The sequence below is a fragment of the Microcoleus sp. B3-D7 genome (genome assembly GCF_036705305.1).
GTDB lineage: Bacteria > Cyanobacteriota > Cyanobacteriia > Cyanobacteriales > Microcoleaceae > Microcoleus.
The window spans coordinates 78,728-105,176 of sequence record NZ_JAUBUE010000020.1 but is presented as its reverse complement, the minus strand read 5'-3'; the positions used below and the strand labels follow the sequence as shown (position 1 = coordinate 105,176).

Annotated in this window: 23 protein-coding genes; 14 read left to right on the top strand and 9 right to left on the bottom strand. The window is 47.6% G+C overall.

Features of this window, described 5'->3' with window-relative positions:
• The 3 genes from QUB25_RS15645 to QUB25_RS15635 form a co-directional block, all read left to right on the top strand.
• Nucleotides 1–954 (top strand): NB-ARC domain-containing protein (locus QUB25_RS15645; protein WP_333184016.1); only part of this gene is annotated, 954 nt, incomplete at its 5' end.
• A 97-nt stretch (nucleotides 955–1,051) separates the two neighbouring features.
• The gene (locus tag QUB25_RS15640) at nucleotides 1,052–1,651 is read left to right on the top strand and encodes a 5-formyltetrahydrofolate cyclo-ligase (RefSeq protein ID WP_333184015.1); all 600 of its coding nucleotides are present in this window, start codon (nucleotides 1,052–1,054) and stop codon (nucleotides 1,649–1,651) included.
• 102 nt (nucleotides 1,652–1,753) lie between these two features.
• A complete protein-coding gene (locus QUB25_RS15635) occupies nucleotides 1,754–2,533 on the top strand; it encodes a fumarylacetoacetate hydrolase family protein (protein WP_333035096.1) in 780 nt (259 codons plus the stop codon).
• A 52-nt stretch (nucleotides 2,534–2,585) separates the two neighbouring features.
• Here the strand turns inward: QUB25_RS15635 and QUB25_RS15630 are convergent, their stop codons facing one another.
• Entirely contained in the window at nucleotides 2,586–3,059 is a 474-nt protein-coding gene (locus QUB25_RS15630; RefSeq protein WP_333060853.1) for a Tic20 family protein, read from the bottom strand.
• Between the two features lie 142 nt (nucleotides 3,060–3,201).
• On the bottom strand, nucleotides 3,202–3,399 hold the full coding sequence (locus tag QUB25_RS15625) for a hypothetical protein (protein ID WP_006631916.1): 198 nt from the start codon (nucleotides 3,397–3,399) through the stop codon (nucleotides 3,202–3,204).
• A 168-nt stretch (nucleotides 3,400–3,567) separates the two neighbouring features.
• On the opposite strand from QUB25_RS15625, the gene glyA reads away from it, so the two are divergent.
• The 7 genes from glyA (at nucleotide 3,568) to QUB25_RS15590 (ending at nucleotide 12,988) form a co-directional block, all read left to right on the top strand.
• Nucleotides 3,568–4,851, top strand: coding sequence for a serine hydroxymethyltransferase (gene glyA / locus QUB25_RS15620; RefSeq protein ID WP_333184014.1), 1,284 nt, complete (start codon nucleotides 3,568–3,570; stop codon nucleotides 4,849–4,851).
• Nucleotides 4,852–5,305: 454 nt separating this feature from the next.
• Nucleotides 5,306–6,361, top strand: coding sequence for an MraY family glycosyltransferase (locus tag QUB25_RS15615; RefSeq protein WP_333184013.1), 1,056 nt, complete (start codon nucleotides 5,306–5,308; stop codon nucleotides 6,359–6,361).
• 90 nt (nucleotides 6,362–6,451) lie between these two features.
• A complete protein-coding gene (locus tag QUB25_RS15610) occupies nucleotides 6,452–7,708 on the top strand; it encodes a competence/damage-inducible protein A (protein ID WP_333184012.1) in 1,257 nt (418 codons plus the stop codon).
• A 299-nt stretch (nucleotides 7,709–8,007) separates the two neighbouring features.
• Nucleotides 8,008–8,145, top strand: a complete 138-nt coding sequence (locus QUB25_RS15605) for a hypothetical protein (protein WP_006631912.1) — start codon at nucleotides 8,008–8,010, stop codon at nucleotides 8,143–8,145.
• Nucleotides 8,146–8,257: 112 nt separating this feature from the next.
• Nucleotides 8,258–8,698, top strand: a complete 441-nt coding sequence (gene aroQ, locus QUB25_RS15600; RefSeq protein WP_333184011.1) for a type II 3-dehydroquinate dehydratase — start codon at nucleotides 8,258–8,260, stop codon at nucleotides 8,696–8,698.
• Between the two features lie 167 nt (nucleotides 8,699–8,865).
• Complete coding sequence (locus tag QUB25_RS15595; RefSeq protein ID WP_333184010.1) at nucleotides 8,866–10,011, top strand: ADP-ribosylglycohydrolase family protein; 1,146 nt, start codon at nucleotides 8,866–8,868, stop codon at nucleotides 10,009–10,011.
• A 418-nt stretch (nucleotides 10,012–10,429) separates the two neighbouring features.
• The gene (locus tag QUB25_RS15590) at nucleotides 10,430–12,988 is read left to right on the top strand and encodes an HDIG domain-containing metalloprotein (RefSeq protein ID WP_333184009.1); all 2,559 of its coding nucleotides are present in this window, start codon (nucleotides 10,430–10,432) and stop codon (nucleotides 12,986–12,988) included.
• A gap of 379 nt (nucleotides 12,989–13,367) precedes the next feature.
• On the opposite strand, the gene QUB25_RS15585 is transcribed toward QUB25_RS15590, so the two are convergent.
• Nucleotides 13,368–14,285, bottom strand: coding sequence for a carbohydrate ABC transporter permease (locus QUB25_RS15585; RefSeq protein ID WP_333184008.1), 918 nt, complete (start codon nucleotides 14,283–14,285; stop codon nucleotides 13,368–13,370).
• Between the two features lie 15 nt (nucleotides 14,286–14,300).
• On the opposite strand from QUB25_RS15585, the gene rpsF reads away from it, so the two are divergent.
• From rpsF to argJ, 4 genes are all read left to right on the top strand, one after another.
• Entirely contained in the window at nucleotides 14,301–14,636 is a 336-nt protein-coding gene (gene rpsF, locus QUB25_RS15580; RefSeq protein WP_015176119.1) for a 30S ribosomal protein S6, read from the top strand.
• A gap of 824 nt (nucleotides 14,637–15,460) precedes the next feature.
• Entirely contained in the window at nucleotides 15,461–15,655 is a 195-nt protein-coding gene (locus QUB25_RS15575) for a hypothetical protein (protein WP_006631905.1), read from the top strand.
• Between the two features lie 61 nt (nucleotides 15,656–15,716).
• A complete protein-coding gene (locus tag QUB25_RS15570; RefSeq protein WP_333035219.1) occupies nucleotides 15,717–15,857 on the top strand; it encodes a hypothetical protein in 141 nt (46 codons plus the stop codon).
• Nucleotides 15,858–16,183: 326 nt separating this feature from the next.
• A complete protein-coding gene (gene argJ, locus QUB25_RS15565; RefSeq protein WP_333184007.1) occupies nucleotides 16,184–17,425 on the top strand; it encodes a bifunctional ornithine acetyltransferase/N-acetylglutamate synthase in 1,242 nt (413 codons plus the stop codon).
• A 319-nt stretch (nucleotides 17,426–17,744) separates the two neighbouring features.
• Here argJ and QUB25_RS15560 read toward each other — a convergent pair whose 3' ends face one another.
• From QUB25_RS15560 to QUB25_RS15535, 6 genes are all read right to left on the bottom strand, one after another.
• A complete protein-coding gene (locus tag QUB25_RS15560) occupies nucleotides 17,745–19,064 on the bottom strand; it encodes a hypothetical protein (protein ID WP_333184006.1) in 1,320 nt (439 codons plus the stop codon).
• Between the two features lie 104 nt (nucleotides 19,065–19,168).
• Nucleotides 19,169–20,389, bottom strand: a complete 1,221-nt coding sequence (locus QUB25_RS15555; RefSeq protein ID WP_333184005.1) for an alanine racemase — start codon at nucleotides 20,387–20,389, stop codon at nucleotides 19,169–19,171.
• 118 nt (nucleotides 20,390–20,507) lie between these two features.
• Nucleotides 20,508–22,274 carry an asparagine synthetase B family protein gene (locus QUB25_RS15550; RefSeq protein WP_333184004.1) on the bottom strand — a complete coding sequence of 589 codons (1,767 nt, stop codon included), beginning with the start codon at nucleotides 22,272–22,274 and terminating at the stop codon, nucleotides 20,508–20,510.
• Nucleotides 22,275–22,420: 146 nt separating this feature from the next.
• Nucleotides 22,421–23,044: a DUF3859 domain-containing protein gene (locus tag QUB25_RS15545; protein ID WP_333184003.1), complete on the bottom strand. Its 624-nt coding sequence runs from the start codon at nucleotides 23,042–23,044 to the stop codon at nucleotides 22,421–22,423.
• 302 nt (nucleotides 23,045–23,346) lie between these two features.
• Entirely contained in the window at nucleotides 23,347–24,063 is a 717-nt protein-coding gene (locus tag QUB25_RS15540; RefSeq protein ID WP_333184002.1) for an HAD-IA family hydrolase, read from the bottom strand.
• Nucleotides 24,064–24,226: 163 nt separating this feature from the next.
• Entirely contained in the window at nucleotides 24,227–26,146 is a 1,920-nt protein-coding gene (locus tag QUB25_RS15535) for a S9 family peptidase (RefSeq protein ID WP_333184001.1), read from the bottom strand.
• Between the last annotated feature and the right edge of the window lie 303 nt (nucleotides 26,147–26,449).

Below are 26,449 nucleotides of genomic sequence, written 5' to 3'. Positions count from 1 at the left end.
CATCGTTTTTTTTACGGTTTTACTAGCTTTTTCATTTTAGCTATTTTTTCAGGGATTTGCAAAACTGAGATGCACCCCATCGGCAAAACCGCACTTTCCCTCCACCTCATCCAAAAAATTCAGCATAACTTTGAATACGTCATCTGGCGAAGTCTCCGCCACTCCCCACCGTTAGAAACTACCCTAAAAAATCTCCTAGAATTTCTCTTAAATAAACCAGAAATTGAACTCCCTACCAGCATTGCCGATCGCCTTTCCCTATTAATGGAATATCTGCGAAAAACCCGCTGTCTCATTATCCTCGACGACGTGCAAACCATTCTCAGCAGCGGAAAATTAGCAGGAAATTACCGCCCCGAATGCGAAAATTACAGCATCCTCTTCAGACAAATCGGAGAAACAACCCACAACAGTTGCTTAATCCTCAACAGTTGGGAACCACCCAGAGAAATTACCGCGTTAAAAGGTGAAAATTCACAAGTTCGCAGCTTACAACTCAAAGGCATAGGTACAGCAGCAGCCGAAATTTTCCGACAAAAAACTTTACTCAATCCCGAAACATGGGAAAACCTAATTAACACCTACCGAGGCAATCCATTGTGGTTAAAAATAGTCGCCACTACCATTCAAGAAATATTCCGAGGTAGGGTTGCAGAATTTTTAAAATATGATAGGCTATTTTTAGGTGAAGAATTGGCTGCAAACTTGCACCCGCAGATAAATCGTTTGTCAGAATTAGAGAAAAACCTCATCTCCCGCCTCAGCCGCGAAGCAAATTCAGTTTCAATAGAGCAATTACTACAAGATGCCGATTTATCGCCCTCTGAGTTATTCAACGGGCTGCAATCTTTGGGGAGGCGATCGTTAGTTGAAATAGAAGAAGTCGAGAATGAAACGCTATTCAGCGTTTGTCCTGTGGTGAGACAATATGTAATATCAAATCTAGTTAATTAGCCACGAGCTCTGTAGGAAGACGGCAATGCCGTGTCCTCAAAATGGGAGACACGGCATTGCCGTCTTCCTAGCCGCAGCTATGATTTAATATGAAATTATGAATACTACTGAACCTTCATTAACTAAAACCGAATTAAGAAAATCGCTCCTCAACACTCGCAAATCCCTATCAGCACAAGAATGGAGACAAAAGAGCGATCGCATCTGCAATCATCTCCAAAACTCGCCCCTATTCACCCAAGCAAAAACAATCCTCGCCTATTTCAGTTGTCGCCAAGAACCCGATTTAAGTCCCCTATTTGTAACTCCCCGCAAATGGGGATTTTCCCGCTGTGTAGGCAAAGAGCTATCCTGGCACATCTGGCAGCCCGGAGAGGCTTTACATACTGGAGCTTATGGCATACTCGAACCCCTGCCGGATGCTCCTAAAATAGACCACTCAGAAGTAGATTTAATGCTCGTACCCTCAGTAGGCTGCGATGTGCGTGGCTATCGCTTGGGCTACGGCGGTGGCTATTACGATCGAATGCTTAGTTTAGCTGAGTGGGAATCAAAAGTTACGATCGGCACTATCTTTGAATTTGCCTTGATCGCCCAGCTACCAGTTGACTCCTGGGACAAAGCGCTGCACGGAATTTGCACGGAAAGCCATTTGACAATCGTACAACAAAAATCAAGAAGGTCGATCGAGCAATAAATTTTCAGAAATTATCCCTAGATCCATGTTTATATATATTCTATTTAGGACTTGCACAAGTCTTTTTGAATCTAGAATCTAAAACCTAAAATCTAAAATACTATGGCCCAGCGCTACGTTCGAGTTAAAACAACACAAGGACACATCCATTACGGTTTACTGCAACTAAGCCACAGCGTTCAAGTATTTGATGCACCGCCCTGGTTAAAAGGACAACCAACCGATTTGGAACTTTCACCAGATACTTACCAAATTCTCGCCCCGTGCTCTCCCTCAAAAATTGTAGCCGTAGGCAAAAATTATGTCGATCACGCCGCCGAGATGGGAACCCCAGTACCCGAAGAACCCCTGTTGTTTTTCAAGCCTCCGAGTGCCGTCATCCCAGCAGGTGCAGAGATTCGTTATCCGCAGCAGTCGGAAAGGGTAGACTACGAGGGAGAATTAGCCCTGGTAATTGGCGAACATTGTACCAACTGTACTCCCGAACAAGCACACAGCAAAATTTGGGGCTATACTATCGCCAATGACGTAACAGCTAGAGATTTGCAAAAGCGGGACAACCAGTGGGCCAGGGCAAAAGGGTTCGATACATTTTGTCCCTTGGGGCCTTGGATTGTCCGCGAACTGAGTCCTGCAGCACAGTTGCAGACTTTTATCAATGAGAGCGAGCGACCGGTACAGTCATCCCAGATCGATCGCATGGTTTTTTCCCCAGACTTTCTCGTCTCCTACATCAGTCAAATAATGACCCTAATTCCCGGCGATGTGATACTGACTGGAACGCCACAAGGAGTAGGGCCGCTACAAATAGGCGATCGAGTCCGCATCGAAATTGAAGGCATCGGCAGTCTTGAAAATACAGTAGTTATTAGTAATGGGTAAGTGGTAATTATCACCAACAACTGTCAAGTGCCAACAGCCAACTGCCCATTGACTAACGTACCTGCATATAAACAGCATCCGAAAGCGGAGGAATCTCTGCATAGCGTCCCAAGAGCGACTGCACGACTGCATAGACAAATGCAGCAAAAGCGCCCAAAAACACCATGTTATAAAGAGTTTCCGCAATAAATGCGACTTGGACGCCGTTAGAAAAAATCGGCAAAACCAGGCCGCACAGCATCAAAACAATGTCTAAAAGAATCGCCTGCATCGCATTAAAACGAATGAAGTGACTGATGTTTTCGTTTCTAACTACTCCTAAATACAGGGCAAAGAAGATAATCAAGCTAGCAAAGGGCAAACTATAAATTTGCATCAATGGAGCTAGCGGTATCAACAACAGTTGCAGGACAGGAAACTGTGTAAATAGAAACCTGCCAAAGGCAAGCCCGTCAATCAGCGGGAGCAAATAAGGCAAAGAAGCAAAAATCCGGTCTCGAACAGTTGTAGACCCGCGCCAAGTCATAATGAACTCTCCTGAGTCGATCGATTAACTATGAATTCCATTAAACTCAGGATAACGCAGCAGCAGGGTTTGTGTTTCGACTCTGCCGGAACTTGCTTTTCACTCATCAGGGAGCAGCCTCAACTACCAACGGCAGGCTTTCTTATTTAATATTGGCAATGACGAAGCCCATTTGACACTCGTACCGATCGGGCAAATTTTCCGTAGGTTTAGCAACTGGATGTCCGCAGCGAAGCTCTCCACCGCTCCAGCGCGGTTGGCCAGTGCGATCTGCCAGCAAACAACTTTGGCAAACACACTGAGGGGCAAGCATCTGATTTTCCATTAAAATGACTAACATTTGATACCTCCGGCAGGTTTCACACCAGTAATTTCATTGTATGTCAGGAGTTGGGGACAAACCGCTTAACCTGAACACAACGTAATATTTATGTCAATGGTGCGAAATCCGTAGTACGGTATAAGATCCCCAATTCCCAATCCCAAAACTGTCAAGAGGTTGATTATTGTGACGGACACTAACTTAGAATTCCTTTCCAAAACCGATCCGCTGATTGCCGATTTAATCGGGCAAGAACTCCAGCGGCAGCGAGACCACCTAGAACTCATCGCCAGCGAAAACTTTACCTCCGCAGCCGTAATGGCAGCTCAAGGCTCAGTGCTGACCAATAAATACGCCGAAGGACTGCCAGCGAAACGGTACTACGGCGGCTGCGAATTTATTGACGGCATCGAGCAAATTGCGATCGATCGCGCCAAACAGCTATTTGGAGCCGCTCACGCCAACGTCCAGCCTCACTCCGGCGCTCAAGCCAACTTTGCAGTATTTTTGAGCTTGCTGGAACCCGGAGACGGAATTATGGGTATGGATTTGTCCCACGGCGGACACTTGACCCACGGTTCGCCGGTCAACGTATCCGGCAAATGGTTCAAAGCTTTTCACTACGGCGTCAGCCAAGAAACAGAACAGCTCGACTATGACGAAATTTTGGCACTGGCCAAAGAAAACCGACCGAAATTGCTAATTTGTGGCTATTCAGCATATTCGCGAATTATCGACTTTGAGAAGTTTAGAGCGATCGCCGACGAAATCGGAGCCTACCTGCTCGCCGACATCGCCCACATCGCCGGGTTAGTCGCCACAGGACATCACCCCAACCCCCTCCCCCACTGTCACGCAGTCACCACCACCACTCACAAAACCCTGCGTGGCCCCCGTGGTGGCTTGATTATGACCAATGACCCGGAATTAGGTAAAAAGTTTGACAAAGCAGTTTTCCCCGGCACTCAAGGTGGCCCCTTAGAACACGTCATTGCGGGCAAAGCAGTAGCTTTCGGCGAAGCATTAAAGCCTGAATTTAAAACTTATTCGGGTCAAGTAATTGAAAATGCGCGCGCTTTAGCGGAACGGTTGCAGCAGCGGGGTTTAAAACTCGTTTCCGGCGGCACGGACAATCACTTAATGCTAGTTGATTTGCGATCGGTAAACATGACAGGCAAACAAGCCGACCAATTAGTCAGCGGTGTGAATATTACTGCTAATAAAAATACCGTGCCTTTCGATCCGGCATCGCCCTTTGTCACCAGCGGTTTGAGACTCGGTTCGCCGGCGATGACCACCAGGGGAATGGGAACAGCAGAATTTACCGAGATTGGCAATATTATTGCCGATCGCCTGCTAAATCCAGATGATGAAAGCGTCGCAGCCGACTGCCTGCGTCGAGTAGCAGCACTGTGCGATCGCTTCCCCTTATATCCCCACTTGTACTTAAAAGTGCCGGCATTAGCTTAATTTTCCTGATCGGCAATGGGAAATTGGTAGTTGGAAGTGTACGGGTAAAAGGGTAAAAGAGCAGGAAAAGATTGAGAGTTGCCGGTAGCGATATTGACAAGCGGTTTTCACCAAAAATATCGATCGCCAATACGGTTTTTAGTAAAGATATTTGTTGGGCGGGGCTGGTTTGACTAACGGTATTTGTCGGTTGTGAAAGATACCGCTCAACTGGGCCCGCTCGCCAAATATCGACTTTTTTGCTCGCGAAAGAGTCGATATTTCAAATCGTTAATTCGAGAGTTATGAATGAAAAACCTGACAATTCGCCCCAGGGCAACTGCCATTGCGGCAAATCTCCGACTCCCAAACCCCCAGTCGCTCTTCAAGATGTTTCCTTGTTATAAGCCATCTGAAATGTAGTAGACTCTGCCTGACAGACTAATTGCCCCGCACTATTTAAAATTGATTTCAGATGCCGTACCAGTATCTGTACCACATACTCGCTTTTCTGGTTTCTGCGATCATCGTCCTCTGGAGTACGCCAATAGTCAAAAAAATTGGTCTCAAAAGCGGGCGATTCGATCGGCCAGGCGAGCGAAAAGTCCACAAGCGCCCTATGGTGCGCTTGGGAGGAGTGTCCATCTTTCTCGGCACTATCACTGCCCTCTTATTTGTCTGGCTCTCAGGAGGCTTCATCGATGCTAGCGGACAAGTTCTCAATCCCAAAGACGAATACGAAATTTGGGGAGTAACCCTCGGCGGCATCGGATTCTTCCTCATCGGTTTAGCAGACGACCTATTTTCACTCTCGGCATTAAAACGCTTGCTCATGCAAATTGGCGTATCCAGCATCGTTTGGATGGCAGGCGTACAGATTGAGTTTCTGACAGTTCCCTCCTTGGGACTGACTAATATTGGCTGGCTGAGCTTGCCAATTACCGTGATTTGGCTCGTCGGCATGGCGAATGCCATCAACTGGATTGACGGTTTGGACGGTTTAGCGGCAGGAGTTTCAGGGATTGCAGCAGTTGTGATGCTGATTGTCAGTCTGGCGATGCACCAACCGGCGGCGGCCCTGATTGCAGCGGCTTTAGCTGGCGGGGCCTTGGGATTTCTGCGCTACAACTTCAATCCGGCTCAAATCTTTATGGGAGATGGCGGGGCTTATTTTATCGGGTTTACTCTCGCGGGAGTGGGAGTAATTGGGTTAGTTAAAACTACGGCTGTTACTTCTGTGTTGCTGCCATATTTAATTTTAGCTGTACCGATTTTAGATATGTCGGCGGTGATTCTCGATCGACTTCGCAACGGCAAGTCACCGTTTATTGCTGACAAGCGCCATCTCCACCACCGACTTCTAGAAGCCGGACTATCCCATCGATTTGCGGTTTTATTTATTTACTCACTGACACTGTGGGTGGGAAGTTTAGCCCTAGCTTTTTCGCTTCCGAGCGGCGTAATTTACGCTATGGGTGCAACAAGTTTGCTGGGATATGCTAGCTGGAAAGTTTGGAGACACGCTCGATAGTTAGTTGAGGGTTGACGGTTGACTGTTGACTGTTGTCATTCCCCAATTAATTCCCCAATCTAAAATCCAAAATCTAAAATCTAAAATTGAATGGTTGCTGAAATTATTTGTGTTGGCACTGAATTGCTGTTAGGCGATATTCTTAATAGCAATGCCCAGTTTTTAGCCAAAGAATTAGCAAGTCTGGGAATCCCTCACTACTATCAAACAGTGGTGGGGGACAATCCAGAACGTATCAAACAAGTGTTAGAAATCGCCGTCAGTCGATCGCAGCTTTTAATCTTCACCGGAGGCCTCGGGCCCACACCAGACGACCTCACAGTCGAAACGATCGCCGATTTTTTTGGGGTTCCCCTCATCGAAAAGCCGGAAATTATCGCAGATATCGAATACAAATTTGCCCAGCGGGGACGCACCATGAGTCCCAGCAATCGCAAACAAGCTTTAATTCCAGAAACTGCGGACATTCTGCCGAACCGCAGCGGTTCTGCACGGGGCATTATTTGGCAGCCGGTTTCTGACGTGACAGTAATGACATTCCCCGGCGTACCGGCGGAAATGCACTTGATGTGGCAAGAAACCGCCGTTCCTTATCTGAAAAATGGCGGCTGGTGCAGCGCCACTATTTACAGCCGCACATTGAAATTTTGGGGGATTGCTGAGTCGGCATTGGCCGAAAAAGTAGATAGTTTTCTGAATTTAACTAATCCTACTGTGGCTCCCTACGCCAATCACGGCGAAGTCAAACTGCGAATTTCGGCCCGCGCGGAGTCGTCCTTAGCTGCGAAAAACTTGATTGAGCCGATCGAACAACAGTTGCTGCAGATTGCTGGCCTAGACTGTTACGGTGCCGATACCGATACCCTAGCCTCGACTGTCGGTAAATTGCTGCTGTTGGCTGGCGAAACTCTTAGCGTGGCTGAATCCTGCACGGGAGGCGGGTTAGGAGCGATGCTGACCGGTGTTGCCGGGAGTTCGAGGTACTTTTTGGGTGGGATTATTTCTTACGACAATCGGGTTAAGGAAGGATTATTAGGTGTTAATCCGCAAGATTTAGCCGAATTTGGTGCAGTCAGCCACCAAGTGGCAAAACAAATGGCTGCGGGAGTGCAATCTCGCCTCCACACCAGTTGGGGATTGAGCATTACAGGCATCGCCGGGCCCGGAGGCGGCACAGACGGTAAACCTGTCGGACTGGTTTATATCGGTTTAGCGGGCCCCCGCGGATCCGCAGAAAGTTTTGAATACCGCTTTGGCGATGCCAGAGGCCGCGATTGGATTCGGAATCTGAGTAGCTGTACGGCGCTCGATCGGCTGCGGCGTAAATTATTGTTGGCAAAAGCTTAGAAAAAATCCTACGATTGGTCAATTGTCAACAGTCAACCGTAACCTTAAGCTTTATTTAACACTCTATACTCCGATATAATTCGGCAATTTTCCTTTTGCCTCTTGATTATCTGTAAAGATTCGTTATGATAATAAGATAGGACTGATTGGCCAAGATACTGACTCTCTCCATTGCTCAAAACAACCAGCAAGTGAGAAAGCAAGTTTGACCTTTGGTTTCAAAGTCGTGCTTGCTTATTTTCAGATATTTAGCCGTCGGTTTAGCAATCTAGACTATAAAAAAAGGAGCTATCCGTTCAATGGAAGACATTGAAAAGGTGCTGGAACAAATTAAAGAATGGGTTCGCAAGCTGATAGAAGGACTGCTGAGTCCCGAACCTGAACCGGAACTCGAACCGATTCGTATTCCTGTCAACCAACCTAGGAATCGCAGGTAGTCGGGACTGAATTAGAAGTTTGAGGTTTAAGGTTTGACGTTTGAGGTGGCAGACTCGTTCTAAATCCCATGTCAAAACTCTCATAATTTTTGTTGCACTGGAAATTTTAAAATTGTTAAAGATCCTGGTACTTCACGGCCCTAATCTGAATCTATTGGGTCAGCGAGAACCTGGAGTTTATGGTTCTGCGACTTTAAATGATATCAACAAGTTGCTAGAACTAGAAGCGCAAGCCCTCCAGGTGCAAGTCTCAATTCAGCAGTCGAATCATGAAGGGGTATTGGTGGATGCAATTCACTCAATGTTAGGGCAGCACCAAGGCTTATTGATTAATGCTGGAGCTTATACTCATACGAGTGTGGCAATTAGAGACGCGATCGCCGCGGTGAATATCCCTGCGGTAGAAGTTCATCTGAGCAATATTTACCGGCGGGAAGCTTTTCGGCACCACTCGTTTATCGCAGCAGTGGCGCTCGGGCAAATCAGCGGTTTTGGCTCAGAAAGTTATCGGCTGGGGTTGCAAGCTCTAGTTAGTTACTTGATTAAAAATTAAAAATTTACCGATTGTAGCGATCGGATGAGGGCAGGTTTTAGATAGAAAACCAGCCCTTATATGTTTGGGTTGAATTAAAATTAATCACAATAGTTAGGCAAAGAAGCAAACCAGCAATAATTCTAAATTACCGATTACCAATTACTAACAACTTGAGTTAAATTCAAATGCGGCATTCCCTGTTGAGCAAGTTTCAAGGAACCATCCTGGGGGCAGTTTTAGGAGACTCTATAGGCCTGCAATACCAGAGGCAACTCGTGGGTATTCCCCCACAAACAGAAGACTTGCAGCCAATTTTACAACTGACGAAACACCAACAATTGACCTTAAGTGGGGCAACATTGGCGTTGAATTCTCTCAACAGCAAAATCCTCAGTGGCGAAGACTCATCCGAATCCGGAAGACTTGCGGTAGCTTGCGCTCAAAGTTTAATTCGGTGTAGAAGTTTAGATTTAAAAGATTGGCGCGATACTTGGGAAGCATTTGCCAAGTCGGAAATTTACCATCCCCGCAACAGTGAGTTTCAAACCCTGCTTAACCCTGGTGAAGCTGCCGTTGCTGCACTGCCATCCGCGATGTTTTTTCACGAAAATAAAGCCAAGCTGCGAGAAAAAATCATGCTGGCGATAGAGGTTTGGCATCATGAAAGCCAGCCAGAATGGGAAACAGCAATTTTAGCAGTAGCATATACGATCGCCCGAGCTCTCAAAGAAAGACTTGACCCGGCGACAGCGATCGAGCAAACACTTGCTTACCTGAAAACAGATAATGCCTTAACAGAGCTGCTGCTGCAAGTGCAAATACTACTAGAAAAGGGAGCAGATTTAGAAACAGCCACCACTCATCTGTGCAAAACCGCCACAGCTTTGCGAGAAAGACAGGGCGAAGGCGAGAAAAAATTACAAACCGAGTCAATTAACCCAGGAAATTTCATTCCCATTACCTTAGCTTTCTACTGCTTCTTGAACACCCCAGAAGACTTGCGCTTGTCAGTGGTACGGGCGGCCCGCTGTGGCATAGCTGGACAACTCACCTGCGCTTTGACAGGAGCTTTTTCTGGAGCCTATAACGGCGTTGCTGCGATTCCTGTAGAATGGCGACAGGTATCTTCGCCTGACGTTAAATCCCAGCAGCTAGCCGACGGCCGAGAAACTTCGCTCTGGGGAACTGGCAGCGATGCAAAAATTGTAGAGTTAGCAAATAACCTGTTTGCTGTTTGGGCGGGAGTTTACAGACCAGATGCCGGACTGGATTCCGCAGCGCTAGCCCGAGCGGTGGCTGCACCTTATGTCATTAGACCTCGTAAAATATAAAGTTTGGAGCTTTTAACGGTAAGGGGAAACCAGAAATTAGCAATTAGCCATTAACAAGTCAAAAGCGAAAGTGGAAGGAGAGCGACAATTAAAGATTAAAAAGTGAAAAATTAAATCGGACGCGCCTGCCCCAACAAGCCAGGTTTAAACGAGAATATGGGGTTGGGAAACGAAGAATCTACGGAGAAACGGGGTTTTTAGCCCTCGCGCGCAAGTTCTGTTCAAGATGGACAAGGGAAGCAAAGAAGCTGCTTGGGTTGTTGGCCGCCGTTAGGAAAGCCAACTGCTGGCGATAGTCAGGCAAAGTAGCCTGGAGGGTTGAATATTCAGCCAGGGTAGTTCGGATAAAATCAATCAAGATGCACAGTCAGAAATTCTGACAAAGCTGCTGGATAACAGTGATATATCTTCGACACAAATGAATACGCTCTCCTCATTGATGCGGCAGATTGAGCAGCTAGGGGCTGCGCGCTCACTGCGCCAACACATTGCTAAAGTGCAAAATGGCTGCAGCAAAGCAGATACCTCACGCGCTGGCGGGCCTCTCCTGAGCCGTTGGTCGCAGCAGAAATGGCTTCTTCCCGAGACTTTTACTACTTTTAGATTTACAAGTAAAACGTCCAAATCAAGCCTCAAAAATCAAGCTCGTTCCCCAATGTTGGCGCTCGTAGCGGTAGTTTCCCTAAGCAGCACTCTGGGCCACCGCTTCTACAACCAGCCGAAACTGGATGTGGGGACGAAAGCTCCTGAGACGATTAAGGCTCCTGCTAGTGCTAGCATCCCCGATTACAAAACTACTGAAGAACAGCGGAAAGCAGCGCGGATCGGAGCTGTAGCGATATTAATGCTCGATCCTGCAGTTGACGGACAAATTTATCGAGAATTACAACAATTTTTGCAGCAGGGAAGCGAGCTGCGGAAAGCGGTAGGCCCGTTTCCGTTTGCGAGTCCCTCGGTGCTCTCAAATACGGCTCAGGTTTACTTGCGGGGCTGTCCGGAGTGGGAGTGGCGATCTATTGTGGCGCAAGCGGGTGACAAAAGTGCAACTTCCGAGCGATTGAGTTTGGATTCCCCCGCAATTGCTGCGGCAACAGATAACAAGTCTCAGCAAGATGCTATCGCTCAACTGCAAGCTTACAGCCGATCGGTCCGGGCAGCAGAGTTTCAAAGCCTGACAGACAGTATTTCCTCTGCTCGCCGCCGCTATCTCAAAGCTTTGGAGGCGCTGGGAGAACCCTCGGTTTTGGGGTTCCCACAGATTTACGATACTTCGCTGTTTGATTTGTCGGATGCAGCTTGGCAGAAAACCCAAACCGGTATGAGTCGGGCGGCAAAAAGGATGGTGGCTCAAGGTATCCCGCAGGGGTTGCCAAAGGAGATTTTGAAAGAAGCTGTGAAGTTGCAAGTGGCTGAGGAAGTGCCGTTAGAGTCCCAAGCTTTGGCGGTTGAGGGTTTAACAGCCATTTTGCAGCCAAATCTGGTGAGAGATCCGGAGGAAACCAAAGAGTTAGCTGAATTAGCGGCGCAAAAGGTGAAACCGGTGATGATCGCAGTCGATCGGGGCGAGATAATTGTTGCAGAAGGACAAGAGATCTCGCAGCAGGATTTCGTGTTGCTGGACTATTTTGGTTTAAGCCGGCGGGGGGTGAATTGGCTCGGGCTGACCGGTTTTGTTTGTTTAGTCGCGGGGGCAATTGCGATCGTACTGCTGGTGGAAAGGCACTACCGCTTGCGCCGGAGAGATCATTTGCTATTGCTGCTGCTGACTTTGAGCGCGCCGGTGCTGGTGAGTTTGGGGCTGCCTTGGACGAGTTTGCCCGCGATCGGGATTTTAGCGGGCGGCTTCTACGGTTCGGCGGTAGGAGTGACTGTGGTGGGGCTGCTGTCGGTGCTGCTGCCCGTTGGCTTAAATGTGGAGTTGATTCATTTAGTCGCTAGCGGGGCGGGGGGATTGCTGGGCGCTTTTATGGCCGGGCGGCTGCGATCGCGCGAGGAATTGGCTCTTTTGGGCTTGGCTCTTGGGTTGACTCAGGGCACGGTTTATCTGGTGGGGACTTTGATTGCCAGCGCCGCTGTCGGTGCGATTTGGTACGTCGTGCTCGGTACTGTGGGCGCGCAAAGTTTGGCCGGTTTGGCTTGGAGCGTTGTGGCGATCGGCATCAGCCCTTATTTGGAACACGTTTTTGACTTGATTACGCCGACTCGACTGGCGGAACTTGCCAATCCCAACCGCCCGCTGTTGAAGAAATTGGCTGCCGAAGCTCCGGGGACTTTTCAGCACACGCTGTTTGTGGCTAGTTTGGCGGAGGCTGCGGCCCGGGAACTCGGCTGCAATGTTGAGCTGGTCAGAGCTGGGACATTGTACCACGATATTGGAAAAATGCACGACCCGCTCGGATTTTGTGAAAATCAAATGGGCGGGGGTAACAAACACGATGAAATTAATGACCCTTGGGCGAGCGCGGAGATTATTAAAAAGCACGTTAGCGAGGGCTTGGTGATGGCGCGGAAGCATCGATTGCCGAAGGCAATTCAGGCGTTTATTCCCGAGCACCAAGGTACAATGTTAATTGCTTATTTCTACCACCAAGCGCAGCAAATTGCTGCAAAAGAAATAGAAGATTTAAAGATTGCTTTGCCAGATGCCGATAATTCAAAGTTAACAATCGCAAGTCGCCAAGTGAGGGAGGAGGATTTTCGCTACGATGGGCCGATTCCGCAGTCGCGGGAAACGGGGATTCTGATGCTGGCGGATTCTTGCGAGGCTGCTTTGCGATCGCTCAAGGATGCTACTCATGAAGAGGCTTTGAATATGGTTAATCGGATTTTGAGGGCTCGCTGGCAGGATAATCAGTTGATTGATTCGGGTTTAACGCGGGAGGATATGTCTCTAATTGCGGAGATTTTTGTGCGGGTTTGGGAACAGTTCAATCACAAGCGGATTGCTTACCCTAGTGCAGTTTTTACTCCTAGGTAGGAGGAAATTTTTAGTTAGGGAAAATCAGCTCGCATTTCAGTTGTGAATGAGATTTCATTGCGATTTGCCCCGCGAATAGCGATGCACTTCAGAATTGTCGCTGACAATTACCACAGGTTGTTTGATTCCTCAAAACTCCGAAGAGTCGATATCTCTTTCGCCGGCTAGGTGCGATCGCAATTTTTGCCAGTCTTGGGCATCGATCGCATTTGCAAAAGCGATGAGAGTATCTAGGACCTATAACCGCAGCGCGATCCATAATCCAGCGGATCTATGGCAGTTCGTACAGCAAAAATAAATTTTGTTAGTTTTGAGTTCAAAAGATTTTAATTTTTAACCGCAGATGAACGCAGATAAACGCGGATTTTTTATCTTAATTCTATCCTTTGACTCCCGCAGCAGTTTCTGTTGGCACAATGTATTTTTGCAACAGTAAGAATAGCCCTAAAACAGGAACAATAGAAATAATAGAACCCGCCGCAACTAAACGCCAATCTAAAGAAAATGTCCCGGATAAATTGGCTACCCCTAGAGGTAAAGTGTAATATTCCGGTCTGTCTAAAACTAGCAGTGGCCATAGAAAGTCGCTCCAAGAACCGATAAATACGAAAATTCCTAGAGTGACTAAAGCGGGCTTAATTGCCGGAATCATGACGTGCCACCAAATGCCCAATTCACTGCAGCCGTCGATGCGGGCGGCTTCTTCTAGTTCTTTGGGAACTGCTAGGAATGCTTGCCGCAATAAAAATATGCCGAAGGCTGAGGCTAGTCCGGGAAAGATGACGCCTAAATAACTATTTTTTAGTCCGAGTTGTACTGTCAATATGTATAGGGGAATCATGACTATTTGGAAAGGAATCATGATTGTGGAAATGATTGTGATTAAGATGGCTTCGCGGCCGCGAAATTTGAGTCTGGCTAAGGGGTAAGCGGCAAGGGCACAAAAGAGGACGTTGATGCTAACTGTGAGGCCGGCAATTAGGGTGCTGTTGAACAGGTAGCGGCCGAAGGGGTTGGTTTGCCACACTTTGATGAAGTTTTCGAGGGTTGGCTGTTGTGGCCACAGTTGCGGGGGAAATTGAAAAATGTTTTCGTTGGGGGATTTGAGGGAGGTACTGAGCAGCCACAGCAAGGGAAACAGCATTAAAAGTGCGATCGCGCCCATGATGCTGTAGATCCACAGGGTGTTCCACGGCGAGCGAGTGTTGTTTGGGGAATTTGGTTTTTTAGTTTTGAGATTGTTCATTGTTGGGATATGATAATAAGTCCTTGCTTCGTGAGAAGCCTTGTTGTCCATAAGGGGATTATTGCCATGAAACCGTTTATTTACGAAACTATGTACATTCTGCGCCCTGATTTGGGTGAAGAAATGACAGACCAGGCGATCGCTAAATATCAAACTATTTTGCGCGATCAAGGTGCTGAAAACATCGAAACTCAGCACCGTGGCAAGCGCCGTTTGGCTTACGAAATCGGCAAGCACCGGGACGGAGTATACGTTCAAATGAACTATACAGCTCCGGGCGCTGCAATTTTTACCCTGGAGCGCGCGATGCGTCTGAGCGAAGAAGTGATTCGCTATTTGACAATCAAGCAAGATGTGCCAGATGCACCTGAAGCTGAAGCTGAAGCTGAAGTCGCCGAGTAGGACTCGTGTCAACTTAAAATCTGATGTAGTACCCGTCTACTGTTTGACGGTTAGGGCAGCTTATTCCCCGGCACGCCTTTCTTAAGGGCTACCCTGTACACACAACTTGAAAAACTAACGTCAGAGCCTTTCGCTCCCCCTGGCATGCTCCTGAAAAAGAGGCTAGGGGGAGCTCTGTAATTGTGGGTACAGCATAGTTTCTTAAGGGCGGGACTTGATGTTGATTGAAATTATAGGTAAATGGGCGATTGTTTTTCTAGGGAAGGATGATCGCTCTTTTTTGTGGGGAGGCTGCGGGGACTTAATCTATTTTTATCAACAAAGAAAGTTCGCTTTTTGAGGATGGCGAGGGCGATTCACTTAGCCCAACTCTACTATCTAGTTGACTACAAAAAACTTGACTGTGCTTGAGCAGAGCGGCTTAATCATTGTAAATCTAATTGTGATTCGCTACTTATTAAATTTACTGCTAACTAAGGCACATTCGACTTCCTTGAGAGGCAAAATTCTGCATCTATAGCTCTGAACCAAACTATAAAGTTATTTTTGCCCTTGGCAATTAGGTAGCCGCTAAAATGTGGCTCTTAGAAGAGGAATATTGTCAAATTTTGCCAACTGCTGCTTGAGGTTGGGGCTGAATCAACTAGCCCAAGCTCGATCGCACTCCCTGCACCTTCGATCTAGATTCTCGCCCCATAGCCCAATTGTAAAGTTTTGTGACAATTTTAATTTGGTAGCTTTAGATACAGAATTGTCTGTTATAGTGATACAAGAGAAGAAAAAACCAGCTCAACATTAATCTAAAGAATACGGAGGAACCCCCTATGTCTACCGAAAATCAAGCTCGCTCTCTGATGATGCGCCACCACCAACTGGTGAAGAACCGCCAGCAATCCATGCTCAACCGCACCGCCACCGAAGTCGGGATGGAAGATACGCACTACTGGGGTCACATTCAAGGCAAACCGCAGCCCAGCTTTCAAGCCAGTTACGATCGCAGCAACGCCACCATGAGCTAGGGCAAGCTCAATTTCGACAATTGTCTACGAAGTTATTACCTATAATTTGGAGAAATCAGTTATGTCAACTCAAGAACAAGCCCGCAACCTGATGATGCGCCATCAACACGTAGTCAAAAACCGTCAGGAATCCATGCTGAGCCGTGTGGCTGCTGAAGTGGGTTTAGATGCTGGTTCTCCAGCGAATATTGATCGCAAATAACTCCTTTTTTCAACGGCGAGATAGTTGAATCGAGTTTGTTGTTTGCCAGCTAAAAATTAATAATGTCAATTACAAAACCGTCGCGACTTCTTCTTGAGTTCTAACTCTAGATTGGAAGCCGCGATTAGTTTTATGCGGAATTGGGAATTGGGAATTGGTAATATCTCGCTCGTACTGCTTGTATAGAGAGCCGTTTGAGCAAAGGGTGAGCTAAACCAGAGTGGGATAGCCTCAAAAGTATACATCACAAACCATAAAAGACGTTTGTGCCGAGAAACTTGATATAATCCCCTTTCAGCAGATTGAAGGCTAGTAGGGAGGTCATCATGTCGGACTGGAAAGAAATTGACGGCGGAGTTACAGCACCCAGAGGGTATCGAGCTTCTGGAATTACAGCGGGCTTGAAGCCTTCAGGCTTGCCAGATTTAAGTTTAATTTTGTCAGAGGTAGACGCGATCGCCGCCGGAGTCTTCACCACATCGACTGTCCGGGCCGCTTGCGTGGACTACTGCCGCCAGCGTTTGCAAGCTAAACCCAGCGCGAAAGCAATTTTGTGTAATGCGGGACAAGCTAATGCTGCTACGGGCGAACAAGGTTTGGCAGATGCCCTCGAAAGTGCCAAATTGTTGGGAGAAGCGCTGAATATTCCTCCAGAATCGATTCTTTTGGCCTCCACTGGCGTCATTGGACAGCGGATAAAAATGGAGCCGCTGAGGGCGGCAATTCCCCGATTAGTTGCTGAGGCATCGGAAACTGGTTCTGATGCGGCGGCTAAGGCTATTTGTACGACTGATTTAGTGCCGAAAACGATCGCCCTGGAAACCATGTTTGGCGATCGACCCGTCCGCATCGGCGGCATCTGCAAAGGTTCGGGAATGATTCACCCGAATATGGCAACAATGCTGGCATTTGTAACTTGCGATGCAGCAGTGTCATCGCATTTGTGGCAAGAAATGCTGAGTCGGGCGGCTAACAGAAGTTTCAATCAAATTACTGTTGACGGCGATACCAGTACCAACGATTCGCTAATTGCTTTGGCAAACGGTCAATCCCGCACACCAGCAATTACGGAAATGGGGGCAGATGCTGAAAAATTAGAGGCGATGCTGACAGAAGTTTGCGTGCATTTAGCAAAGGCGATCGCCCGTGACGGCGAAGGTGCAACTTGTTTGGTAGAAGTGCAAGTTAGTGGCGCGCTGGATGAAGTTTCTGCGAGTAAAATTGCCAAAACAATTGTCGGTTCTTCTTTGGTGAAAGCTGCTATTTTCGGACGCGACCCGAATTGGGGCAGAATTGCGGCGGCGGCTGGGCGGGCTGGTGTACCTTTCGATCAAGAGAATTTGCGGATTCAATTGGGAGATTTTTTGATGATGGAAAACGGACAACCTAAAGAGTTCGATCGCGCTGCTGCGAGTAATTATATGAAAGCGGCTGCGGAGGGGGAATATTTAAAGGCTGATACCGTTGTAATTCAGGTTAGTGTCGGGAATGGCAGCGGTTCTGCGAAAGCTTGGGGATGCGATTTGAGTTACGACTACGTGAAGATTAATGCGGAGTATACGACTTAAATAAGTCCAGGCGGTGAGAAGTCCGGGCGGTTAGAAACCGCGCCTACACAAACAAAACCAGACGAGAGAAAGTTGAAGGCAAATTTCACACAATTTAAACTCAACTTCCCCCCGTGGGGGGAAATTAAAAAATCTGAAACCTTTACTCACCGAGTTAATCTCAGCTTTTTTGCTCCTCATTTTAAAATCGCTAAAGCCCTTACAGAGATAAGCTTTTTATGATTTCAGCTAAAGAGCGCTTAAAATCTTATTCAGACTAAGTTTCAAGACTTTTTCAGCTTATTATTAATAAGTCTAATATAAAGTTTGAAAACACGCCCTAACCAAAACTATCGGAGACAAACACATAGCCGCCGCCATATCCAACATTATCATCCACTAATATTAAGCCCTCGTTACCCTGCGGATCGCCACTCTGAGCAAGTCCATAATTCACCACGCGCAACAACCGCTGCGGCGTAAATGATTCTAATTCCACAAAATTGCCTGCATCCAGCCACGCTAGTTCTTCTGCTGTTAAACTTTGCCTTACAGCCTCGGGTAATTGACGGGATCTTTGTGCCTTTGTTTGAGATTGTTGCACAAACATATCACGGGTTGCTAAGATTTGACGGGGAGAAATTCCCAAATCAAAAATTGTCACCGCTTGATTCGCAAACCACTCGGGATTAGTCCGCAGTTGATTTACCAAACCAACCCCACCAGGACTCGCATTGTGCAGTGCATACACTTTTAAATCGGCATTGCGGCGCAGCATTTCAATCACGGTGTTGAAGATGCTTTGGGGATAGCCGCTGATGCTTAGAATGGCGCAGTTGTTTTCAAAATGGACGTTGTTGGCAATTAGGAATTGAGCTATTTCGTCAGTGTCACAGATAATTGCGCGATCGAAGCTGTAGGCGCTAACTTCGCGATCGATGCTGGCGGGTAAAGCTTCTTGGCGAGGTGCAGGCAGCAGTTTTTCTAATGTGCCGTTCACCCTTTGCCAGTCTTGCAGCCATTTATCGCTCTGCGCTTGATTAACGAGAAATATTTCACCCGTTATCTGTGGGCGATTTTTTTGTGAAATGCCGAGCCCGTAGGAAAATAGCCCTAGTGTAATCGCTACGATGTATCCTGGAAAATAATCAAATATCAGGCTTCCTGAAATGCCGATAACTAAAATAATTACCCCTAAAACCTGGAGGTTTTTAGCATGACTTCTTCTGCGGCGACTACCTTGTTCAGGAGATTTGATGTAGTTGAAACCTAGCCATATCCAAATCAAATTGTAGAGAGCGAAGACAATAATAACTGCAAATTGTGAGGGAAAAATAGTAAGAGCGAAGGGAATGCCGAACGTTCCCGCAAATACGCTAAAAAAGAAGTAGAGAAAAAGCCAACTATTATCGGGAGCGCGATATTTAAGCTTTTGGTCAATAAAATACAAAAACTGTTTGTGCGTAAAAAACAACATATTTTGGCTGGAAATATTTTCGATCGCATTCTTGAAAAACGGATCGGTGAATGCCAACTTTTTATCAGTGACGGTATTGGGCTCAAAGACAAATGGATGGTTGCACCGTTTACAGCGACCTGAGTTCCTGGTACGATCGCTCAAAATGTTGTCGGTTTGACACTGGACGCATTTCATTCCCATTTCGCTTACTCCTGGTTAATTTAATGGATTTATATCGTTGGCGGTTGTTTCTGAATGATTTAACCGCAGAGGCCGCAGAGGAAGAGAGAGATGAATAGTTTGGTTTAAAAGATTTGCCCGTTTAACAAAATAGAATAGTCTTCTCGCTGTCGAATTAATCGATCGCCCTTAGCCTCAATCAACACCTCAGCAGGGCGGGGGCGGTGCAGAAAATGCGACGACATCGCATAGCCGTAAGCCCCGCTATCCAAAATCGCGATCGCATCTCCAATTTTGAGTTTCGGTAGCCAACAGTTGCGCCCCAAATAATCCCGCGAATAAGTCGTGTTGCCGCAAATATCCGTTTCATGTCGCAATACATCGTCGGTTTCCCAAGTTGCGATCGCCCGATAGCCACCGTGCACCGCAGGCACCGATAGATTTGATACAGTCGTATCCACCCCGACAATTTGCCGATACCCCAACCACTTCACCGACACAACTTTCGCAAGCAAAACGCCACAACCTGCGATCGCCGATCGTCCCGGTTCAATCACCAACTCGATCGGGCGAGATAGCGCACTCAATCGTTCAGTAATCGCCGTACCAAACTCCCGCCAGTCAAACACCGCACCGCCTCGATAGGGATAGCCAAAACCACCGCCAAAATCGAGGGTTTTCCAATCGGGTAACTGTTGGGCGATCGCAATTAGCCGATCGATCGCCTGCGTAAAAGCACTCGTGGCGTTCGTTCCTGTCCCCCGATAAAAATGCAATCCGGTAATCCTCAACCCCTGCTGCTGCGCGATTTCGTTGGCTTTCTCGAATTCGGCGGGACGCACTCCAATGCGACTGTCTCCCGTCAATTCCGGTGAGTTGAGGCGCAGTCCGATTTCGGCACGGATCGATCGCGGTTGACTGCGCGAATATTCGCAAAAATCCTGGAGTTGCGACAGACTATCGAAATTGAATCGATCGATCTTCCATTCAATCAATTGCTGAATATCCGCCCTGTTGAGGTTACTGCCGGTGTAGACAATGCGATCGCTCGTAAAACCCGCTTTCAGCCCCAAAAAAACATCCCCCGGTGTATTCGCGTGTAGCCCCCAACCAGCTTGCTGAATCAATTGCAACAGAGCAATATTGCCGTTGGTGACGCTAGCAAAATGAAACTGAACGTGCGGATAGTCGAACGATCGCGTAATATGCTCAAGAGTCTGACTGAGGATCTCGGCCTGATACACATATAAGGGCGAAGCATAAGTTGACAAAAGTCGCTTGGCTAATGCTTCCGAGAACGGCGGCGAATGTATTTTGGTTTCATTCTGTAGCAAAGATTCAGTCATATAGAAGAAGTTCGGCAACGGATTATTTAACGGATGTAACGGATGTTTGGCAACGGATTTTGTAAGGGATTTAACGGATGTTTGGAACAAGGAAGATTGTAAAATCAACTGTCAACTGTCAACTATCAACTGTCAACTGTCTTCGATATTTCCAAATGCGTTGTCCGATCGCCGGTGGCAACCAAAACACATGATCCAGCGATCGCTTGCCCGGAATTTCGCCTAAAACCTCGGTTCGCCATGCCTGCCACATCAGCAGCAGCCAGAGATTATTGCCAATATAGCGATCGCGCATAGCAACTCCGAGTTGTCCCGATAACATCGCGTCGGCCAAATCGGGCTGCCAGCAATTTTGCGATCGCAACACATTCGGATTCAGCCGATCGCCGATCGCAGCCCAAAACTCCCGGTAATACCAAACCTTCAGCGGCACACCCATCCCGCGCTTTTCCCGCCAGACAATTTCCGGCGGCAGCCAGCGTTCAGAGGCTTTTTTGAGGATGTATTTTTCGCACGCACCTTGCAGTAGCAGCTCTCCTGGGAGTTGAAACGTCCACTCCGTGAGGTCGGGGTCGCAGAAGGGCGATCGCACCCACAAACCGCAAGCAAACCCCAATGCCGTTGCCCTCGGCTGAATATTTTGGGCACCTTTGAGCATCAGCGAAGCGCGCCGCAGCCTCGCTAGCAGGGAAGGACAGGTTTCGGGATCGATCGCGTCTTGCAGATAAACGCTCAAATCGTGAGACTGGATGCGATCGAGCATTTCTGGCGAAAAAATCTGTTTTTCATAACCATAAAATCGCTGAAACGTCCGCAAATACTGCTGTTCAAAAGTTTCTCCTCCGGCGGGATGCTCTGCTGTGTAAACTCCGTGTGCGATCAAAGGCTTGTTTGTCCATCCAGCAAATAGCTGATCGCCATTCTCGCCATTGAATACAACTCGCACGTCTTGCGCCGCCGCCTGTTTGAGCAAAAACAGCGGGGCTGTTGTGCCATCTCCATAGGGTAAATCGAGGGCTTTGGCGGTTGGCCCGATCGCCCGCAACACTGCATCGCCCGTCGCCGCCACTCGGATCAGCGGAATCTGGAAAAAGTCCGCCACCTGTTGGGCGTAGGGCAGTTCGGAATAGGCTTCGACACCAAAATCGAGGGCATAGGCGCGCACCTGCAAGCCTGCTTTCACTAGCAGCGCCGTCACCAGGGAAGAATCGATGCCACCGGAGAGTAAAACGCCCACGGGTTCGTCGATCGGCAAATCTGCCACTTGTCGATCGATCGCCTGTTGCAACAGCCCTTGCAATTGTGCGATCGCCTCATCCTCACAGCGCAGTAATTGGGGCGCTTCTTGCCAAGCCGATTGCAGCGATTCCCTAGAGGATAGCTTCGCCGCGCGTACTTTCGGCCGATCGTTAACATCGGTGATTTCCCAAATCATCTCGCTTCCGGCTGCTACGGAGGCAATTTGCTCGATCGGAGTTAACGGCGCGGGCACGTAGGAAAAACAAGCATAACTGTGTAGCGAGATCGGGCTAATTTGAGGGGAAGCAATCAGCGGTAGCAGCAATTGCATCCGCGTCGAAAACCAAATCGTTTCTCCCAACTGCATCCAGTAAAGTGGCACTCGCCCAAACGGATCGCGCCCCAGCCTTAGCTGTTTCGCTTCTACCGCCGCCCAAGCATCTCCCGGTAAATCGGTTGGCCCAAATCGCCCGCAAGCATTCAGCGTCACTGTGTCAGCCGTGAGTACAGATGCAGAGGCGATCGCCCACTCTGATAATTTGCCCTGCCGAATGCAGTAGTCTGGGGCTAAACGGCTGAGCGTTTTTGTGCGATCGTCCTCTCCCCAGTAGCCGATAAAATGTGAAGGTTTTTCGATCGCACCCATTAGATGTCTCCAATAATTATTGTGGAACAGGCATCTTGCCTGTTCAAAACAGGCTGTTTTTGGATAAGTCTATGTAGATATCTCCCATAATCATTGTGGAACAGGCATCTTGCCTGTTCAAAACAGGCTTTTTTGGATAAGTCTATTTATTTCACCGTGAAAGATTCACTGCTGATGACGCGCCCATCCAGGGACATCCGAACTTCCCATTTGCCTGGGGCAGCAGCCGATCCGAGATCGTAAAAGCAGTGCGTATTCCAAACCGCAGTATCGATCGTGCGAGTTTGATACCTGCCCTGATGAACAACGTCACCGCTGGGATTAATCCAATCGCATTGCAGAGACAACTGATTGCCGATCGGAGCATTTTTCAACGTCACCTGGTAGTAGATGCGGGGGTTGATTAGACGGTTGACTTGAGTAAAGCTGTCACCACCTTTTTTCGATAGCGCAATCCTGTCTTCTCCTCCCACAACTTGAGCAGTTTTTTGTTGCTGATTTTGCCCGAACAGCACGCCTATACCGATCGCAGAGATAACAACGGCTGTCGAGGCGATCGCGATCCAACGGTTGCGTCGCTGCTGTTTTTCTAGGACTTCGCGGCGGCGCATTTGGGCGATCGCATCTTCTAAAAGCTCATCAGGAAGATTCAACTCCCGTAAAATTTCTCTTACCTGATCGGGCTCCAATTCTAACTCGCGCTGCTGCGATAACTTGTCGATTTCAGCGACTACCTGTGCTAACTGAGTTTGAGTGAGCCGAGTTTCCATAAAGTTCACGATTAGTATCTGTAATTTTCTTTCCCACTATAAAGTTAAATATAGCGATCGCCTCTCTCTTCTCTAACTCAGCGCCCTCTGCGCTCTCTGCGGTTAAATTACTCATATTATTCAATAAACAGCTTTCTAAGTCAATTCATAAAAATCATAACCTTAACCTCATAAAATTCATATTTATAGTCCTGGACGCATCGGGACTCATGCAAAACCGGGTTTTTTACGAAAAGACGCATTGCCACCCGCCGATGAGGTCAAAAACCCGGTTTCTTTGTGAGAGTGTGTCTAGGACTGACTTATATAAAATCCAGACTAGGAAACTCTTCTACTTTTGAGATATCAGTTAAATTCAACTTTCCTGAATCTATTTTTTCCTGTTGGCGATTCAACCAAATTGCGTTTAATCCCGCATTTTTAGCACCACAATAATCTGCTTTGAAGCTGTCGCCGATATGCAACACATTCTCGGCAATGCAGTTGTGCTTTTGCAAAGCAGCCGTAAAAATTAGAGAGTCTGGTTTTGCTGCACCAACTTCAGTAGAAATTGTCACAGATGTGAAATATTCAGCTAAATTTAGTGCTTTTAATACTGGATAAATTCGGGAATCAAAATTCGATACTACGGCTAATTCAATTCCTTGTTGCTGCCATTTATTTAATGCTGGCAATACGTCGGGATAGACGAACCAAGGTTCGGCGGTGGCAAAATGAGCGTAGAGTTCCACAAAGAATGTGGAAAAGTCTGAAAATTGGTGGAAAATGCCTGCTATTTGGAATGCTTTTGCGGAAACTGTTTGCCACCACTCAAATTCTAATTGGAGAATTTTTGCTGCTTCTCTCCCTGGAAATGCCATCGGGCTTGCTGAGGCGAAGCTTTGGAAAAATGCTGCATTTAATTCTTCACTCTTAACTGTTACTCCAAACCTCTGGGCTATTTGTCCGTATACATCGCCGACGCTACCGCGAACATCAAATAGTGTACCGGCGGCGTCTAGAAAAATAATTTTGGTCATTTGAGAAGAAAAAGGGAAGAGGAAAGAGGACTTATCGCACATCCGGTTGCATCGGAATGATTTAACCACAGAGGACACAGAGAACACAGAGGAAAAGAAGAGAAGAGAAGAGAAAAGAGATTTGAATAATTCCTTCTTTCTTCTTCCTTTTTCCTTCTTCCTTCTAATTAGTTGTTTGCGGATTCACCAAGCCAGAATGATTGGCAAGGTTGCCTGCAGGTTCAAATCTGCCTCCTAAATATTTGGCTAGGAATTCTTCGGCGATCGCAAAAAAGTGCAGCCGATTTTCTGGCCGCGCAAATCCGTGTCCTTCATCTGTATAAAGCACGTATTCTACAGGTTTGCCGGCTTGCTTCATGGCATTGACAATTTGCTCGCTTTCTGCTAATTTAACTCGCGGGTCGTTAGCGCCTTGGGCGATGAGTAAAGGTTTCTGAATGCGATCGACAAAAGATAAAGGCGAGATCGATTTCAAAAACTCTGGTTCTGTTTCCAAATTGCCCACGCGGTGATACAGGCTTGCTTTTCTCGGTTCCCAGTAAGGGGGAATCGTTTGCAGCAGCGTAATCAAATTGCTTGGCCCGACAATATCGACGGCGCAGGCAAAAACATCAGGACTAAAAGTCAATCCCACTAAGGCAGCATAACCACCGTAGGAACCGCCCATAATCGCAATTTTATCCTGTTGGGCAATTCCTGTTTCTACCAGCCAATTAACCCCATCTAGCAAGTCGTCGTGCATCTTAGCCGCCCATTCGCGATTGCCGGCATTGAGAAAGGCTTTGCCGTAGCCGGTGGAACCGCGAAAATTGATTTGCAAAACGGCGTAACCTCGGTTTGCCAACCATTGGGCTTGTGGATTGTAACCCCAGGTATCGCGTGCCCAGGGGCCGCCGTGAACCAGCAAGACTGTCGGTACGGGTGTTGAGACACCAACCGGTTTTGTCAGGTAGCCGTGAATGGTTAAACCATCTCTTGCGGTGTAAGAAATGGGTTCCATTGATGATAGTGGTAGCCCTTCGAGTTTTGGTTGGTTGCTGAACAGAAAGGTGAAGGTTTTGGAGGCGCGATCGTAGGTATAGTAGTAGACTGGGCAGTCGTCTGTCCTGTAAGCAATTAGCCAAGTAGTGTCGGCGAGGTTGCGACTGGTGATGGAGAATTCGCCGGGACGGAATTTGCCGAGATTCTCAAAATCCTCTGCTATGCTTTGATCTAAAATTTGCCACTCTTGCTTGTCTTTGTAGAAGGAAACTGCTTGAATCTCTCGGTTGGTCGGGTGTATCAAAATATCGCCGACATCGTATTCTGGATCAGAGGCGATATTAGTTTCTTGTTTGGTTTCTAAGTCGAGTGCGATCGAACGTTTGGCGTTAGCATCGTGATTGCCGATGATGTAAAGAATTTTGCCGTTTTCTGAGAACATGACGGCACCGCCTTCGTCGTCGGGGCCCCAGCGTCGCAAGCTTTCCCAAGACTTATCGGCAGTTTCTCGAAATAGCAATTCTGTACTGCCGTCGGCATTTGTGGCTGTCGCCGCCCGCACTTGAAATTGGGCGTCAGCAATCCAAGTCCAACCCATGATGTTACCGGGGTTGTCGGTGTCGAGTTCAACGGCACCGTTTTGCAGGTTGATGCGGTAAACATCGTGTTTGCGGCGATCGCTGATGTTCATTTCCACTAAAATTTCATTAGGGAAGTTGCGGTCAAGGGCGATCGGATGAGCTCGAACACCTTGTAATGGTGTCAAGTCGCGAACCAGATTTGACTGGATATTGACTGAGAATAAATGCCATTGTTCATCACCATCAATATCTTGCTGATAAATGAGTTCTTCGCCACTGTAAGTCCAGAAAAAGATGCGGATGCCGCGTTTTTTATCGGCTGTTAGTTGGCGATCGTCTGCTTGACCGACGGTACGCAATTGCACTTGCAAAACGTTGTGTTCATCGGGTGCAATGTAGGCGAGATACTTGCCGTCGGGTGAAAGTTTGGGGCTAGTTTTTTCTGGGTTTCCGAACAGAATTTCCCGCTGAATTAGGGGCGAAAGTTCTGTTTTTTGGTGTTGAAATGTTAAATTTTGCATTTTTTATTTGCGCTAAGATTCTCTAGCTGATGCACTCGCCCGCCAGTCCGCCAGTCCGCCAGGGAATGAATTCCACGGTGCTTATAGCTAAAGTCCTCTAAAAGAGGACTGAATAATTCATTAGACATCTCCCAAAATGAGGTTTTTGTCAAAATACGGCAAGGCTTCCCAAATTTTATTAGGAGATGTCTATAGTCCTCTTTTAGAGGACTTCAGCTTTGAGGCAGGGGTTGAAACCCCTGCCGGACTGACTGAGTGAGGGAAACAGCCTTAAATTGACAGGCTTTGGACTCTTGGAGTGCC